At 66.4% G+C, this 14401-nt stretch carries 13 protein-coding genes and 1 pseudogene; 10 read left to right on the forward strand and 4 right to left on the reverse strand.

Translation table 11 applies throughout. The features are described 5' to 3' along the window. Nucleotides 1-143: 143 nt before the first annotated feature. Nucleotides 144-989 carry a hypothetical protein gene (locus G6N25_RS12445; protein WP_083073672.1) on the forward strand — a complete coding sequence of 282 codons (846 nt, stop codon included), beginning with the start codon at nt 144-146 and terminating at the stop codon, nt 987-989. 42 nt (nt 990-1031) lie between these two features. Then, entirely contained in the window at nt 1032-2117 is a 1086-nt protein-coding gene (locus G6N25_RS12450; RefSeq protein WP_163672439.1) for an IS630 family transposase, read from the forward strand. A gap of 100 nt (nt 2118-2217) precedes the next feature. Here G6N25_RS12450 and G6N25_RS12455 read toward each other — a convergent pair whose 3' ends face one another. Beyond that, a complete protein-coding gene (locus tag G6N25_RS12455; RefSeq protein WP_163672441.1) occupies nt 2218-3090 on the reverse strand; it encodes a MaoC/PaaZ C-terminal domain-containing protein in 873 nt (290 codons plus the stop codon). Nucleotide 3091: 1 nt separating this feature from the next. Continuing rightward, nucleotides 3092-4774, reverse strand: a complete 1683-nt coding sequence (kstD, locus tag G6N25_RS12460) for a 3-oxosteroid 1-dehydrogenase (RefSeq protein ID WP_083072367.1) — start codon at nt 4772-4774, stop codon at nt 3092-3094. 84 nt (nt 4775-4858) lie between these two features. On the opposite strand from kstD, the gene G6N25_RS12465 reads away from it, so the two are divergent. The 8 genes and pseudogenes from G6N25_RS12465 (at nt 4859) to G6N25_RS12500 (ending at nt 12651) form a co-directional block, all read left to right on the forward strand. Beyond that, nucleotides 4859-5644: a 2-keto-4-pentenoate hydratase gene (locus G6N25_RS12465; RefSeq protein ID WP_083072366.1), complete on the forward strand. Its 786-nt coding sequence runs from the start codon at nt 4859-4861 to the stop codon at nt 5642-5644. Between the two features lie 48 nt (nt 5645-5692). Beyond that, complete coding sequence (locus G6N25_RS12470; RefSeq protein ID WP_083072365.1) at nt 5693-6607, forward strand: acetaldehyde dehydrogenase (acetylating); 915 nt, start codon at nt 5693-5695, stop codon at nt 6605-6607. A 49-nt stretch (nt 6608-6656) separates the two neighbouring features. After that, complete coding sequence (gene dmpG, locus G6N25_RS12475; protein ID WP_083072390.1) at nt 6657-7715, forward strand: 4-hydroxy-2-oxovalerate aldolase; 1059 nt, start codon at nt 6657-6659, stop codon at nt 7713-7715. 139 nt (nt 7716-7854) lie between these two features. Continuing rightward, nucleotides 7855-8649, forward strand: a pseudogene (locus G6N25_RS12480) (PPE family protein); the annotation flags it as partial. Nucleotides 8650-9098: 449 nt separating this feature from the next. Continuing rightward, nucleotides 9099-9413: a heme-binding protein gene (locus G6N25_RS12485; protein ID WP_083072389.1), complete on the forward strand. Its 315-nt coding sequence runs from the start codon at nt 9099-9101 to the stop codon at nt 9411-9413. A 116-nt stretch (nt 9414-9529) separates the two neighbouring features. After that, the gene (locus tag G6N25_RS12490; RefSeq protein ID WP_232065783.1) at nt 9530-10669 is read left to right on the forward strand and encodes a hypothetical protein; all 1140 of its coding nucleotides are present in this window, start codon (nt 9530-9532) and stop codon (nt 10667-10669) included. A gap of 2 nt (nt 10670-10671) precedes the next feature. Beyond that, complete coding sequence (locus G6N25_RS12495; protein WP_083072362.1) at nt 10672-11454, forward strand: SDR family oxidoreductase; 783 nt, start codon at nt 10672-10674, stop codon at nt 11452-11454. Nucleotides 11455-11502: 48 nt separating this feature from the next. Further along, nucleotides 11503-12651, forward strand: coding sequence for a sulfotransferase family protein (locus G6N25_RS12500; RefSeq protein ID WP_083072361.1), 1149 nt, complete (start codon nt 11503-11505; stop codon nt 12649-12651). On the opposite strand, the gene G6N25_RS12505 is transcribed toward G6N25_RS12500, so the two are convergent. Then, a complete protein-coding gene (locus G6N25_RS12505) occupies nt 12652-13104 on the reverse strand; it encodes a hypothetical protein (protein WP_083072360.1) in 453 nt (150 codons plus the stop codon). A 4-nt stretch (nt 13105-13108) separates the two neighbouring features. Then, on the reverse strand, nt 13109-14284 hold the full coding sequence (locus tag G6N25_RS12510; RefSeq protein ID WP_083072359.1) for a Rieske 2Fe-2S domain-containing protein: 1176 nt from the start codon (nt 14282-14284) through the stop codon (nt 13109-13111). Between the last annotated feature and the right edge of the window lie 117 nt (nt 14285-14401).

Consider the following 14401-nt stretch of genomic DNA (forward strand, 5'->3'; position numbering starts at 1 on the left):
GCCGAGCGGCGCTACCCGCGCCGGCCCGCGCCGAGCGTCACGCCAGCGTGGCCGTCAGCGTCGAACGTCACGCTAGCGTGACGCTGTGGATAGATGCCGCACGCTGACGTGACGCTTGGCGCGACTCGTGGAACGCTGCCGTCATGGCGGAGCCATTCATCGGTAGCGAGGCCGTCGCGAACGGAAACGTCGTCAAGAGCGCGCTGCGGACGCGCTATACCAAGTTGTTCCGGGACGTGTACGTCATCCTCGGACTCGAGAGAAGTCCGCTCGTGCGGGCGAGGGCGGGATGGCTCTGGTCGCGACGGCGAGGCATTGTCGCGGGACTCTCGGCCTCAGCGTTATATGGCTCCAAGTGGATCGACCCTTCCGCTCCGCTCGAGATCCTGCACACAAATCGAAATCCGCTGCCGGGCATACGAGTTCGCGGGAACAGCATTGACGATGATGAGGTCGTGTTGATTGAAGGTATACCGGTGACCACCCCGGCCCGGACGGCGCTCGATTTGGCGTGCTGGTACCCCAGGGACGAAGCGGTGGCGGCTATCGATGCTCTACTGGCGGCCGCGGACGTGAAGATAGCGGAGGTCGAGCTCCTCTTTGAGCGGTATCCCGGGCGGCGTGGAATCCGTGGCGCGCGCAAGGCGGTCGTGTTGGCGGACGGCGGATCGCAGTCGCCAAAGGAGACGTGGCTTCGATTGTTGCTGATTGACGCGGGCTTTCCGCGGCCGCAGACACAGATTCACGTCTATGACGAGTTTGGCGAGGTCTTCGCGTATCTCGACATGGGTTGGGAAGAGCTGAAAGTGGCCGCCGAATACGACGGCGAGCAGCATCGAACCGATGGGTGGCGATACAGGTGGGATATTCGGCGACGGGAAAAGCTCGACCGGCTCGGCTGGATCGTGATCCGGGTGGTCGCGGGGGATCGGCCCGCCGAGATCGTTAGCCGCGTTCGCGCCGCATGGGCTGGCCGAGCGTCACGCTAGTGTTGTGAGTCATTAATTATGATCTAGCTGTTAGACTGGGTTGTGCCTGCTCCCCGTGCTGCCGAGATCGTGTTGACCGCCGACGAGCGGACCGAGTTGGAGGGGTGGGCACGACGGCGCAGCAGTGCGGCGGGGTTGGCGATGCGGTCGCGAATTGTGTTGGCGGCCGCCGAGGGCGGGACGAATACCGAACTGGCCCAACGGTTGGGATTGTCGATCACGACGGTGCGCCGGTGGCGCAATCGGTTCGTCGTTGACCGTTGTGACGGCTTGCTCGACGAGCCGCGTCCTGGCCGGCCCCGGGTCATCGGCGACGAGCGGATCAAAGACTTGATCACCGCGACGTTGGAGACCACTCCACCTGATGCCACGCACTGGTCGACCCGGTCGATGGCCGAGCATCTGGGCTTGAGCCAGTCGATGGTCTCGCGGGTCTGGCGGGCATTCGGATTGGCTCCGCACAGACAAGATTCGTGGAAATTGTCCAAGGATCCACTGTTCGTCGAGAAGGTCCGCGACGTGGTCGGGCTCTACCTGGACCCACCCGAACGCGCGGTCGTGCTCTGCGTCGACGAGAAGACCCAGATCCAGGCCCTCAACCGCACCCAACCGGTGTTTCCGATGCTGCCTGGCACTCCGGCGCGGGCCAGCCACGACTACATCCGACATGGCACCTCAAGTCTGTACGCCGCCCTGGACCTGGCCACAGGCAAAGTCATCGGATCCCTGCACGCTCGCCACCGCAGCCGGGAGTTCCTGGCGTTCCTCAAAAAGATCGACGCCGAAGTCCCCGCTGACCTGGACTGCCACGTCGTGCTCGACAACGCCTCCACACACAAGACACCGGCGGTGAAGCGGTGGCTGACCAACCATCCCCGGTTCGTGCTGCACTTCACCCCGACCAGCTCGTCATGGCTCAACCTTGTCGAACGCTGGTTTTCCGAGCTGACCACCAAAAAGCTGCGTCGCGCCACCCACACCTCGGTAAGACAACTCAACACCGACATCCGCGCCTGGATCCAAACCTGGAACGACAACCCCCGCCCCTACGTCTGGACCAAGACCGCCGACCAAATCCTGACCAGCATCGGCAACTACTGCACCAGAATTAATGACTCAGGACACTAGCGTGACGCTCGCAGGCCGGCGCCACGCTAGCGTGACGCTCGGCGCAAAGGAGGCGGGCGAGGCGCAAAGAGGCCGGCGCAAAAGAGGCCGGCGATGCCCTCTAGACCGGGACGAGCTCGACGCCGCTGAGCACCACGGCGTTGTCGCGCGAAGGCGCGACAACGCTGGCCAAGAACCGGCCTTGGGAAGACGTCGAGTCCTTCCAGATGCCGACCTTGAGCGTCTCGCCGGGAAAGGCCACACCGGCGAAGCGTGCGCCATACGCGGCTACCGCACCGGCATCGCCATCCAGCAGCGCGTCGGTGATCGCCTTGCAGGTCATGCCGTAGGTGCACAGCCCGTGCAGAATGGGCATGGGAAAGCCTGCCGCGGCGGCAAAGTCGGGATCGGAGTGCAGCGGGTTGCGGTCACCGCAGAGCCGGTACAGCAGCGCCTGCTGCGGCAGAATCGGGACCTCGACCTCCAGATCGGGCGCGCGGTCCGGCGCCGTGTCCGACGTGGACGGCCCGCGGGACCCGCCGAAGCCGCCTTCGCCGCGGGCGAAGATCGACCGCTTCTGCGTCCACAGCAGGGTGCCGTCCGGGGCGCTGACCGTCGTCTCGCTCCAGATCACCGCGGCCTTGCCCTTGTCCCAGATGTCGGTGAACCGGGTGACGGCCTTGGCGGAGCCCGAAGGCGGCAGCGGCGCCGGCACTTCCACGCGCTCAGACGCGTGCAACACCTTAGCCAGCTCGATGTCGATCCCGGGAAACTGCACCGTCGGCGGTGTGGTCATGTGGAAGCTGGCGGCGACATTGCCGAACGTCGGCAGCACCTGCGGGGTGTCGTCGGCCAGGTAGCGCAGCTCGCGCGGATCCATCGGATCCGCGCCGGCGCCCAGCCCAAGGTGGTAGAGCTGGATATCGCTGCTCTCCCAAGAGAATTCGATCGGATCCAGCTCGGCGCCCAGCGCGACTTCCACATCGATCGGCATGTCAGCGTTCTCCCGCGATGTGCAGGGCGGCGAGGTAGCCGAATGTCATCGCCGGCCCGATCGTGCCGCCCGGACCCGGGTAGGTGTGCCCCATCACCGGTGCGCTGACATTGCCTGCGGCGTAAAGCCCTTCGATGATGCTGCCGTCGTCGCGTAGCGCGCGGCCGTGCACATCGGTGCGGATGCCACCCTTGGTCCCGAGGTCGCCGGGCACCATCCTGGCGGCGTAGTAGGGCGCGTGGCTGACCTCGCCAAGGTTGGGATTGGGCTTGTTGGTGGGGTCGCCGTAGTAGCGGTCATAGGCGCTTTCCCCGCGGTGGTAGTCCTCGTCGACGCCCGATCGCGCGAAGCCGTTGAATCGCCGCACGGTGGCCACGAATTCGCCGACCGGAAGCCCGGCCTTCTCGGCCAGTTGATCCAGGGTGTCCGCCCGGATGATCACGCCGGAATCCAGCCACTTGCTCGGAATGCGTTGTCCGGGATTCAATCCCGCGAAGATGTAGCGGTCCCGGTACCGCTGGTCGAACACCAGCCACGCGGGAATGTTCTCGCCCGGACCGGGCCCCTGGCCGTATTCCCCGCCGTACATGTGGTGGCAGGCTTCGACGTAGGGCATCGACTCGTTCATGAACCGCTTGCCGGACATGTTCACGATGATCGACCCCGGCGAGTTGCGCTCCGACAGCGCGAACCAGGGCGCGCCCACCAGCGGCACCGTCGGCCCCCACCAGGCGTCCTCCATCAGATCCAATGCGGCGCCGAGCTTTTCGCCAGCGACGATGCCGTCGCCGGTGTTGGCCTTGGCGCCGACGGTCCACTCGGTGGTGATGGGCGCACGCTGGTACTTCACCCGCATCTGTTCGTTGTGCTCGAACCCGCCGCAGGCCAGGATCACACCGCGCCGGGCCCGGATCAACCGCGGCTCAGCCGATTCCGACTCAGTGGCGTCGCGGACGTAGACTCCGCGCACCGCGCCGTCCTCGACGTAGAGGTCGGTGAGCGCGGTGTTGAGCACGACCGGCACGCCGGCCCGCTGCAACCCGATCCGCAACGGCCCGATCAGCGCCCGCCCCATGCCCACCAGGTTCTTGCCGCTCGCCTTGGCCCACATCGTGCGCGCGCCCACCCTCAGGCTGCGCAGCACGCCCCGCGGATGCCTCTTCAGTTGGTTAAGGCGCACGTAATCCTGTTGCATGACAACCACGTTGAGCGGCACCTTGCCGTAAGCCGGCTCCAGCCCGGCCTCGTCGGCACCGAGCTTGCGCGCGTTGAACGGCTTGGGCTCGATCGACCGGCCGCCGGCGCGGCCGCCCGGCGCCTCGGGGTAGTAGTCGGCGTAGCGCGGCACCCAGCACATCTTCAACGGCGTGTGCTTGAGCACGAACGACAGCATCTCGGGCCCGCGGCCGAGGTAGACGTCGATGCGCTCCGGCTCGACGACGTCGCCGATGATGCCGTGCAGGTAGGTGCGGGCCGCCTCCGGGGTGTCGCGCACGCCGTCGCGCTCGAGCACCTCGTTGTTCGGAATCCAGACGCCGCCGCCCGACCGCGCGGTGGAGCCGCCGAAATGCGGGGCCTTCTCGATGACTACTGTCGATAGACCCCGGTGCCCGGCGGTTAAGGCAGCCACCATGCCGGCTCCGCCGCTCCCGACCACGACGACGTCGTACTCCTGCGCTGTCATATAGAACACGTTATAGAATTGCCAGGGCTGGGCGCTACCGGCCCGGTCACACCGATAACTTCACGACAAGGGGACTTCCGGGAAATGCTCAGTGTTGCGATCCGCGACGAGCTGGCCGCCGACCTGGCGCAGGCGGAGCGGAGCCGGGAGCCGATCGCCCCGCTGACGTCCGCCTACCCCGATATTGACGTCGTCGACGCCTACGAGATCCAGCTGATCAACATCCGTCAGCGGGTGGCCGAAGGGGCCAGGGTGCTGGGGCACAAAGTGGGCCTGTCGTCGCTGGCGATGCAGCAGATGATGGGGGTCGACGAACCGGACTACGGGCATCTGCTCGACGAGATGCAGGTGTTCGAAGACACCCCGGTCAAGGCGGGCCGCTATCTGTATCCGCGGGTCGAGGTCGAAGTCGGTTTCATCCTGGCCGCGGACCTGCCGGGAGCCGACTGCACCGAGGACGATGTGCTGGCGGCCACCGCGGCCCTGGCCCCGTCCATCGAGCTGATCGACACCCGGATCACCGACTGGAAGATCCAGTTGTGCGACACCATCGCCGACAACGCCTCGTCGGCGGGCTTCGTCCTCGGTGACGCCCGGGTGTCGCCGGCGGACCTCGACGTCAAGGCGATCGACGCGGTGCTGACCCGCAACGGTGAGGTGGTCGCCGAGGGCCGCAGCGATGCGGTGCTGGGTAATCCGGTGACCGCGGTGGCGTGGTTGGCTCGCAAGGTGGAAAGCTTCGGGGTGCGGCTCCGCAAGGGTGACGTCGTGCTTCCCGGATCGTGCACGCGGGCGATCGATGCCCGCGCCGGTGACCAGTTCGTCGCCGACTTCACGGGGCTGGGTTCCGTCCGGTTGTCGTTCGAATAGGTGTCGGATTAGTTTTGAATTGATCCAAATATCCGAATAGGGAGCATCATGCCGTCCAAGGCGAGTGTGGCCATTGTCGGGTCGGGAAACATCAGCACCGACCTGCTGTACAAACTTCTGCGATCGGACTGGCTGGAGCCTCGCTGGATGGTGGGGATCGACCCGCAAAGCGAGGGCCTGGCGCGGGCCCGCAAGCTCGGTCTGGAGACCACCCACGAAGGGGTCGACTGGCTGCTGGCGCAGCCCGAGAAGCCCGACCTGGTGTTCGAGGCGACCAGCGCCTACGTGCACAGGGACGCGGCGCCCAAGTACGCGGCCGCGGGGATCCGGGCCATCGACCTGACGCCGGCCGCGGTAGGCCCGGCGGTCATTCCGCCGGCGAACCTGCGCGAGCACCTGGATGCGCCGAACGTCAACATGATCACCTGCGGGGGACAGGCGACCATCCCGATCGTGTATGCGGTCTCGCGGGTGGTGGAAGTGCCCTACGCCGAGATCGTGGCGTCGGTGGCGTCGGTGTCCGCCGGCCCGGGCACCAGGGCCAACATCGACGAGTTCACCAAGACCACCAGCAACGGCGTCGCGACCATCGGCGGGGCCGCGCGTGGCAAGGCGATCATCATCCTGAACCCGGCCGACCCGCCGATGATCATGCGCGACACCATCTTCTGCGCCATCCCCGAGGACGCCGACCGCGAGGCGATCGCCAAATCCATCCACGACGTGGTGGCCGAGGTGCAGACCTATGTGCCCGGATACCGGCTGCTCAACGAGCCGCAGTTCGACGAGCCGTCGATCAACTCCGGCGGCCAGGCCCTGGTCACCACGTTCATCGAGGTCGAGGGGGCCGGCGATTACCTGCCCCCGTATGCGGGAAACCTCGACATCATGACCGCGGCGGCCACCAAGGTCGGCGAGGAGATCGCCAAGGAAACACTGTCGGTCGCAGGAGGTACGCGATGAGCCGCGCCATCGACGATGCAGAGCGAAGCGATGAGGAGGAGTGGCGCCGATGAGTACCGACGTCTTCTTCAACCCGATCTGGGACGTCCGGATGACCGACACGTCCCTGCGCGACGGGTCCCACCACAAGCGTCACCAGTTCACCAACGACGAGGTCGGCGCCATCGTGGCGGCGTTGGACGCCGCGGGCGTCCCTGTGATCGAGGTGACGCACGGCGACGGGCTGGGCGGCTCGAGCTTCAACTACGGGTTCTCCAAGACCCCCGAGCAGGAGCTGATCAAGCTCGCGGCGGAGACCGCCAAGGAGGCCAAGATCGCCTTCCTGATGCTGCCCGGGGTGGGCACCAAGGAGGACATCAAGGAGGCCCAGAACAACGGCGGCTCGATCTGCCGGATTGCCACCCACTGCACCGAGGCCGACGTGTCCATCCAGCACTTCGGGCTGGCCCGCGAGCTCGGCCTGGAGACGGTCGGGTTTTTGATGATGGCCCACACCATCCCGCCGGAGAAGCTCGCGGCCCAGGCCCGCATCATGGCCGACGCCGGCTGCCAGTGCGTCTACGTGGTCGACTCCGCCGGGGCGCTGGTCCTCGAAGGGGTGCGCGACCGGGTGGCGGCGCTGGTCGCCGAACTCGGTGACGACGCTCAGGTTGGTTTTCACGGGCACGAAAACCTCGGCCTCGGGGTGGCCAACTCGGTGGAGGCCGTCCGCGCCGGCGCCAAGCAGATCGACGGCTCCTGCCGCCGCTTCGGGGCCGGTGCGGGTAACGCGCCCGTCGAGGCCCTGATCGGTGTGTTCGACAAGATCGGCGTGAAGACCGGGATCGATTTCTTCGACATCGCCGACGCCGCCGAGGACGTGGTGCGCCCGGCCATGCCGGCCGAATGCGTGCTCGACCGCAACGCCCTGATCATGGGCTACTCCGGGGTTTACTCCAGCTTCCTCAAGCACGCGGTGCGCCAGGGCGAGCGCTACGGCGTGCCGGCCCACGAGCTGCTGCACCGGGCCGGCCAGCGCAAGCTCATCGGTGGTCAGGAAGACCAGCTCATCGACATCGCCCTGGAAATCAAGCGCGAGCAAGCCAGCGGCGCCGCGGTAACGCACTAACGACGCCGGCGCTGCGCGGCCGGCCCCTCGCCCGGCTGCGTGGTCGATCCGAGCGCCGCTGCATTATTCTTAAAAGCGTTATGAATCCGGCGGAGGGCGGTGACCCTCCGTCGGGCTTAGCTCGGCCGCGAGGGGACCGATGAGCTTTTTGACGTTGCCGCCGGAGATCAATTCGCTGCTGATGTACGCGGGTGCCGGTTCGGCTCCGATGATCGAGGCCGCGACGGCGTGGAATGGGCTGGCCGCAGAGTTGGCGTCCGCGGCCGAGTCGTTTGCGTCGGTGACGTCGACCTTGGCGGGGCAGGCATGGCAGGGTGCGGCGGCGACGGCGATGGCCGCCGCGGCCGCCCCGTACGCCGGGTGGTTGAGCGCGGCGGCGTCTCAGGCGTCCGGGGCGGCGGCTCAAGCCGAGGCGGTCGTCAGTGCCTTCGAATCCGCGCTGGCGGCGACGGTGCACCCGCTGCAGGTAGAGGCCAATCGCAACGACCTGGTGCAGCTGGTGATGTCCAACCTGTTCGGGCAGAACTGGCCGGCGATCGCGGCGACCGAGTCCTACTACGAGCAGATGTGGGCCCAGGACGTGTCGGCGATGGTGGGTTATCACGGTGGGGCCTCGGCGGCCGCCGCGCAATTGACGGCGGGGCAGGCCAGCTTGCCGATCGTGCCCAGCCTGCCGGGCGTGGGCAATATCTCCGGTATCTCCGGCAACTCGAACGCGGCGGGCGGAAGCACCGGCGGCGTCGGTGCCGGCAGCGGCGGCGCCACCCCTCAGGGCAGCGCAAACCCGGGTGGCGTCAACGTGAGCGGCGGAAGCGCTAACGTCGCTTCTCCGGCGGGCGTGGGCGACGATTACGTCGGCGGCGCCAACGTCGGCGATTCCCACGCCGATTTCGGAACCACCGCTGGCGGCAGCCTTGGCGGCGCGACCCCGGGCCTCGCGGGAGCCGGCGGCATGGCCGCGGTGCCCATGGCCGCGGCGACAATGGGATCGTTGGGATCCTCCGGATCCTCACCGGCGGCGTCACCCACCGCGGCTTCACCAGCGAAAACCCCGGCCACTGCCACGCCGGCGGCGGAAACAACGGGAGCACAGGCCGAGGAAACGCAGGAGACGCCAACCCCAACGGCGGCCACACCGCTGTCCACGACACCGGCTTCGGCAGGACCGGCGGCGACAACGTCGCCAGCCGAACGCGCACCGGCGAGAACCCGGGGTTCGGGCGAGAGGCTGGCCCTGCCCACACCGCCGACGGGCCCCGCGGTTTCGGAAACCTCACCGGCGGATGCGTCGGAGTCCGAAGCGCAGATCAAGCAAATTTCGTAAGGGCGGACCGCCCCGGCCAGCGCGTGTTGGTTCGGGCCAACGCGGGTAACCTCGGCCCCATGACCGTGATTTCCAGCCCGCTGCGGCGTGGAGCGTACGGCCTGGTCACCGGCGGCCTGCTGGGCGTGACCGCCGCCGTGATGCTCGCGCTGCCGGCGGCCAACGCCGATCCCCCGCAACAGTGCAACACGACCGTCGGCCAAACGACGTCCCAAACCCTGCAGTCGTACCTGGACAAGCATCCCGACGTTAAGCAGGAGCTGACCGCCAAATCTCAGGCGGAAGGGGGCTCCAACAACGTGCTGGACTACCTCAACAGGCATCCCGACGTGCGGCAGCACCTGATCGACTTGGCCAACAAGTGCACGTCGTAGGCATCCACGCCTGACGCCGCCCGCCGGTGAGCGGGCGTCGTGTGCCAACGTCGCGAACGACGCGCGCGAATGTTCGCCATTGACTCAAAATGAGAACACGTTCTAGCGTCGAGTGCGTGCCCTCTCATCCCGTTTCTGACCCCCTTACCGACGCGATCGCCGAGGCCGAGAAGCTGGTGGCCGCCGCTCCACACATAGCGACCGAGGCCGACCTGCTCGAAGGACTGCAGTACCTCGCCGGTTGCATCTCGGGCTGCATCCATCTGGCCTTCGACCACGAGCGTGACCACCCGTTCCTGCAGTCGGGCACGGGGCCATTCACCAAGATGGGCCTGGACAACCCCGACACCCTCTACTTCGGCGCCCGCGTGCAGGCCGACCGCGATTACGTCGTCACCGGCAGGCGCGGCACCACCACGGACCTGAGCTTCCAGCTGCTCGGCGGTGAGTACACCGACGACAACGTGCCCGCCAGCCAGGCCGCCTTCGACGATCGCGAGCTCGAGATCGCCGCCGACGGCACCTTCGAGTGGCGGGTGCGACCGACCAGCCCCGGGCAATTGGTGATTCGCGAGGTATACGCCGACTGGGCGGCGCGGCGCGGCACGGTGACCATCTCCAGGCTGGACACCGCGGGCACCGCACCGCCGCCGCTGAGCCGCCAGACGATCGAAAAGCGTTACGCCACAGCCGGTAAGCAACTGGTGAACCGGGTAAGGACGTGGCTGCGGTTCCCCCAGTGGTTCTACCTCAACATCCCGGTCAACACCATGGTTGCGCCCAGACTGACCCCCGGCGGCCTGGCGACCCAGTACTCTTCGGTCGGGCATTTCGATCTGGGTGCCGACCAGGCCCTGGTGATTACGATCCCGGTCTCCGATGCCCCCTATCTCGGTTTTCAATTGGGCAGCATGTGGTATATCTCGCTGGACTACATCAATCACCAGACCTCGCTGAACAACACCCAGGCTCAAGCGGATCCGGACGGCAAGGTGCGCATCGTGGTGGCCGACCAGAATCCCGGAGTCACCAATTGGGTTGAAACGCTCGGCCATCGGCGTGGCTATTTGCAGTTTCGCTGGCAGCGGGTGTCTCGTGAGCTGACCGACGCCGACGGCCCCACCGTCGAGCTCGTCGACTTCGACGCGGTACCGGGCGCGCTGCCGTATTTCGAGCATAATAAGATCTCCGAGGACCAGTGGCGGGCGCGAATCGCGTTGCGCCAACAACAAATTGCGGCCAGGATGCTGGGGTGACGATGTCAGGGATGCTCAACCGAAAGGTAGTCGTCATCAGTGGCGTCGGGCCGGGGCTCGGCACCACGTTGGCGCACCGATGCGCGCGTGACGGCGCCGACCTGGTGCTGGCGGCACGCACGGTCGAACGGCTGGAGGCCGTCGCCAAGCAGATCAACGACACCGGCCATAAGGCCCTGGCGGTTCGCGCCGACATCACCGACGACGAGGAGGTGGGCTACCTCGTCGAAACCACCATGGCGGCCTACGGCAAGGTCGACGTGCTGATCAACAACGCGTTCCGGGTGCCGTCGATGAAGCCGTTGGCCGGCACGAGCTTTCAGCACATCCGCGACGCCATCGAGCTCAGCGCGCTGGGGGCGTTGCGCCTCATCCAGGCTTTCACGCCCGCGCTGGAGGAGTCGTCGGGGTCCATCGTCAACGTCAACTCCATGGTGCTGCGGCACTCGCAGGCCAAGTACGGCGCGTACAAGATGGCCAAGTCGGCCCTGCTCGCCATGTCACAGTCGCTGGCCACCGAACTCGGCGAGAAGGGGATCCGCGTCAACTCCGTTGCGCCCGGATACATCTGGGGCGATACGCTGCAGTCCTACTTCGAACACCAGGCCGGCAAGTACGGCACCACGGTGGACCAGATCTATGCGGCCACCGCGGCGAACTCCGACCTCAAGCGGCTGCCCACCGAGGACGAGGTGGCCTCGGCGATCCTCTTCCTGGCCGGCGACTTGTCCAGTGGCATCACCGGGCAGACCCTGGACGTCAACTGCGGGGAGTACCACACCTGATGCCGTCGTCGACGATGCAGAGCGAAGCGATGAGGAGGAGATGGCGAGATGGGAGGTGACCGCACCGACGTCGGCACCGTCGAAGAACTGCACGCCGCGGCGACCAAGCTGGTCGGGCTCGACGACTTCGGCGGTAACGACGACAACTACCTCGAGGCGCTGGAGACGCTGCTGAGCTCATACCGCCGGGAGGCGGGCCTCACGGTGTTGGGCAGCAAGATGAATCGGTTCTTCCTGCGCGGCGCGCTGGTGGCCCGGCTGCTGTCCGAATCCGCATGGAAGCAATACCCGCAGCACGCCGACGTCGCCATCGAACGCCCGATCTTCGTCACCGGGCTGGTGCGCACCGGCACGACGGCGCTGCACCGGCTGCTCGGCGCCGACCCCGCACACCAGGGTCTGCACATGTGGCTGGCCGAGTTCCCGCAGCCACGCCCGCCCCGCGAGACCTGGGAATCCAACCCGCTGTATCGCCAGCTCGACGCGCAATTCACCCAGCACCACCAGGAAAATCCCGGCTATACCGGCCTGCACTTCATGGCGGCATACGAGCTGGAGGAATGCTGGCAGCTGTTGCGGCAGTCGCTGCATTCGGTCTCCTACGAAACCCTGGCGCACCTACCCGGCTACTCGAAGTGGTTGTCGCAGCAGGACTGGACGCCGTCGTATCGGCGGCACCGCAGAAACCTTCAGCTGATCGGGCTCAACGACGCCGACAAGCGGTGGGTGTTGAAGAATCCCAGCCACCTCTTCGCGCTGGACGCCTTGATGGCGACCTATCCCGACGCGCTGGTGATCCAGACCCACCGTCCGGTCGAGACGATCATGGCGTCGATGTGCTCGCTGGCGCAGCACACCGCCGACGGTTGGTCGACGACGTTCGTCGGCGCCCAAATCGGCGCCGACGCAATGGAAACCTGGTCGCGCGGCTTGGAGCGGTTCAACGCCGCACGCGCCAAATACGATTCCGCTCAGTTCTACGACGTCGACTACCGCGACCTGATCGCCGACCCGATGGGCACGGTGGCCGACATCTACCGGCACTTCGGCCTGACGCTGACCGACGAGGCGCGGGTTGCCATGGAAAAGAGCCACGCCGAAAGCCAATCCGGTGAGCGCGCGCCCAAGCATACGTACTCGCTGGCCGACTACGGGCTCACCGTCGAAGCTGTCAAGGAGCGGTTCGCCGGGCTGTGATCAGTCGTCGCCCGGCATCGAATCCAGGTAGCCCTCCGCGGCCGCGTGTTCGATGCTGTCGCCCAGTTTCGGGCAGGCGCGCGCGCGTGCGGTATCCCCGCCCGACTCACGGACTTCGGTGAAGTACGCGCAACGCTGGGCCGCTTCGGTATTCCATTGCACCGCGGTGTAACCCGGTCCCAGCCTCTTGACCGCAACCGTGACGTGGCAAAACCGGCAATCCACCGGACGCAGCCCGGACGTGAGGTAGCGCTCACGATCGGCGCGCGAGGCCTCGGCGACCGCGGCGGCGCGTAGCGGGTCGTTGGCGAAATCCCTTGACTTCGACCAGGAGTCACCGCCGCCGTCGGTCCCGGTGGGTCGCTCGTCGTGATCGTGATAATCACCGTGCAGCAACAGCATCGAGCGGACCAGGCGATCGACGTCGGGCACCGCTGGTTGATCGTCGGTCATGGTCCTAGTGTTGTTCGGCGGGTACCTCGCCGCGTTCGAGATCGGATTCGAGTTCCCTTGCCTTCAGGTTCTCTTGGACCTGGGCATTCCAATACTCGTTGGCGCGCGTGGTGTCCACCTCGACCTCGAAGCGCTCCACCATTTCCGGCTTGACGTCGGCTACGTCGACATAGAACTGCTCGTACCAGCGACGCAGCTGGTAGACGGCGCCGTCCTCCTCGACCAGCAGTGGATTGTCGATTCGGGTCTTGTGGTTCCAGATCTCGACGTCCTGCAGGAAGCCCTTGCTGACGCCCTCGGTGAACACCCGCGACAGCTTGTCGGTCATCTCTTCGTCCATGCCCTTGGGCTTTTCGACGACGACACCCCACTGCAACACGAACGAGTTCTGCGTCACCGGGTAATGGCAGTTGATCAGGATCGACTCGGCCTTGTAGTCGCCGTAGCTGTTGTGCAGCCAGTTGATCATGAACGACGGCCCGAAATAGGACGCCTCCGAATCGAGGTGCGCTTCGCCGTACGAGGTCCCCAGATCGTCCACGTCGGGCCGCCCCACGTTGTGCAGGTACTGCGAGGCGATGTGGCCCTCGAAGACGTTCTTGAAGTACGTCGGCAACCCGAAGTGGATGTAGAAGAAGTGCGCCATATCGGTGACGTTGTCGATGATGTCGCGGCAGTTGGACCCTTCGATGAGGATGCGGTTCCACCGCCACTCGGTCCATTCGTCACTGTGGGCTTCGGGAATCTCGGGAATCCTGACCGCGGGATCCGGCGGATTGCCTTCGTGGTCGTGCCAGACGAACAGCAGGCCGCCGCGCACGTCGGTGGTCCACGACCGGGTGCGCGCCGTCTTGGGGGTGCGCTTGGCATACGGCACCAGCTTGCAGCGTCCGTCGCCGCCCCAGCGCCAGTCGTGGAACGGGCAGGCGACCTCGTCGCCCTTGATGGTGCCCTCCGACAGGTCGCCGCCCATGTGCCGGCAGTAGCCGTCGAGCACCTTCAGGTCCCCGCGCGAGTCGGCGAAGACGACCAGCTTGGTGCCGAACGCCTGCACCGCGTGCGGCTTTCCGTCCTGGAAGTCCTTTGCGACGCCTAGGCAGTGCCAGCCGCGGGCGTACCTGGTCGGCAAGGTGCCGGAATCGATTTCCCGGATCCCGACCGTGCTGGTGTCGGTACTCACCTGTCACCTCCAACTCGTCTCTAACTAGAACACGTTACAGTTTTCCGACTGGCTGGCGCAATGACGCTGGGTATGGCTGCGTTATCCGTGGCGATATTCACACTGGGGTATATCTAG

This window comes from Mycobacterium heidelbergense, assembly GCF_010730745.1.
Taxonomy (GTDB): domain Bacteria; phylum Actinomycetota; class Actinomycetes; order Mycobacteriales; family Mycobacteriaceae; genus Mycobacterium; species Mycobacterium heidelbergense.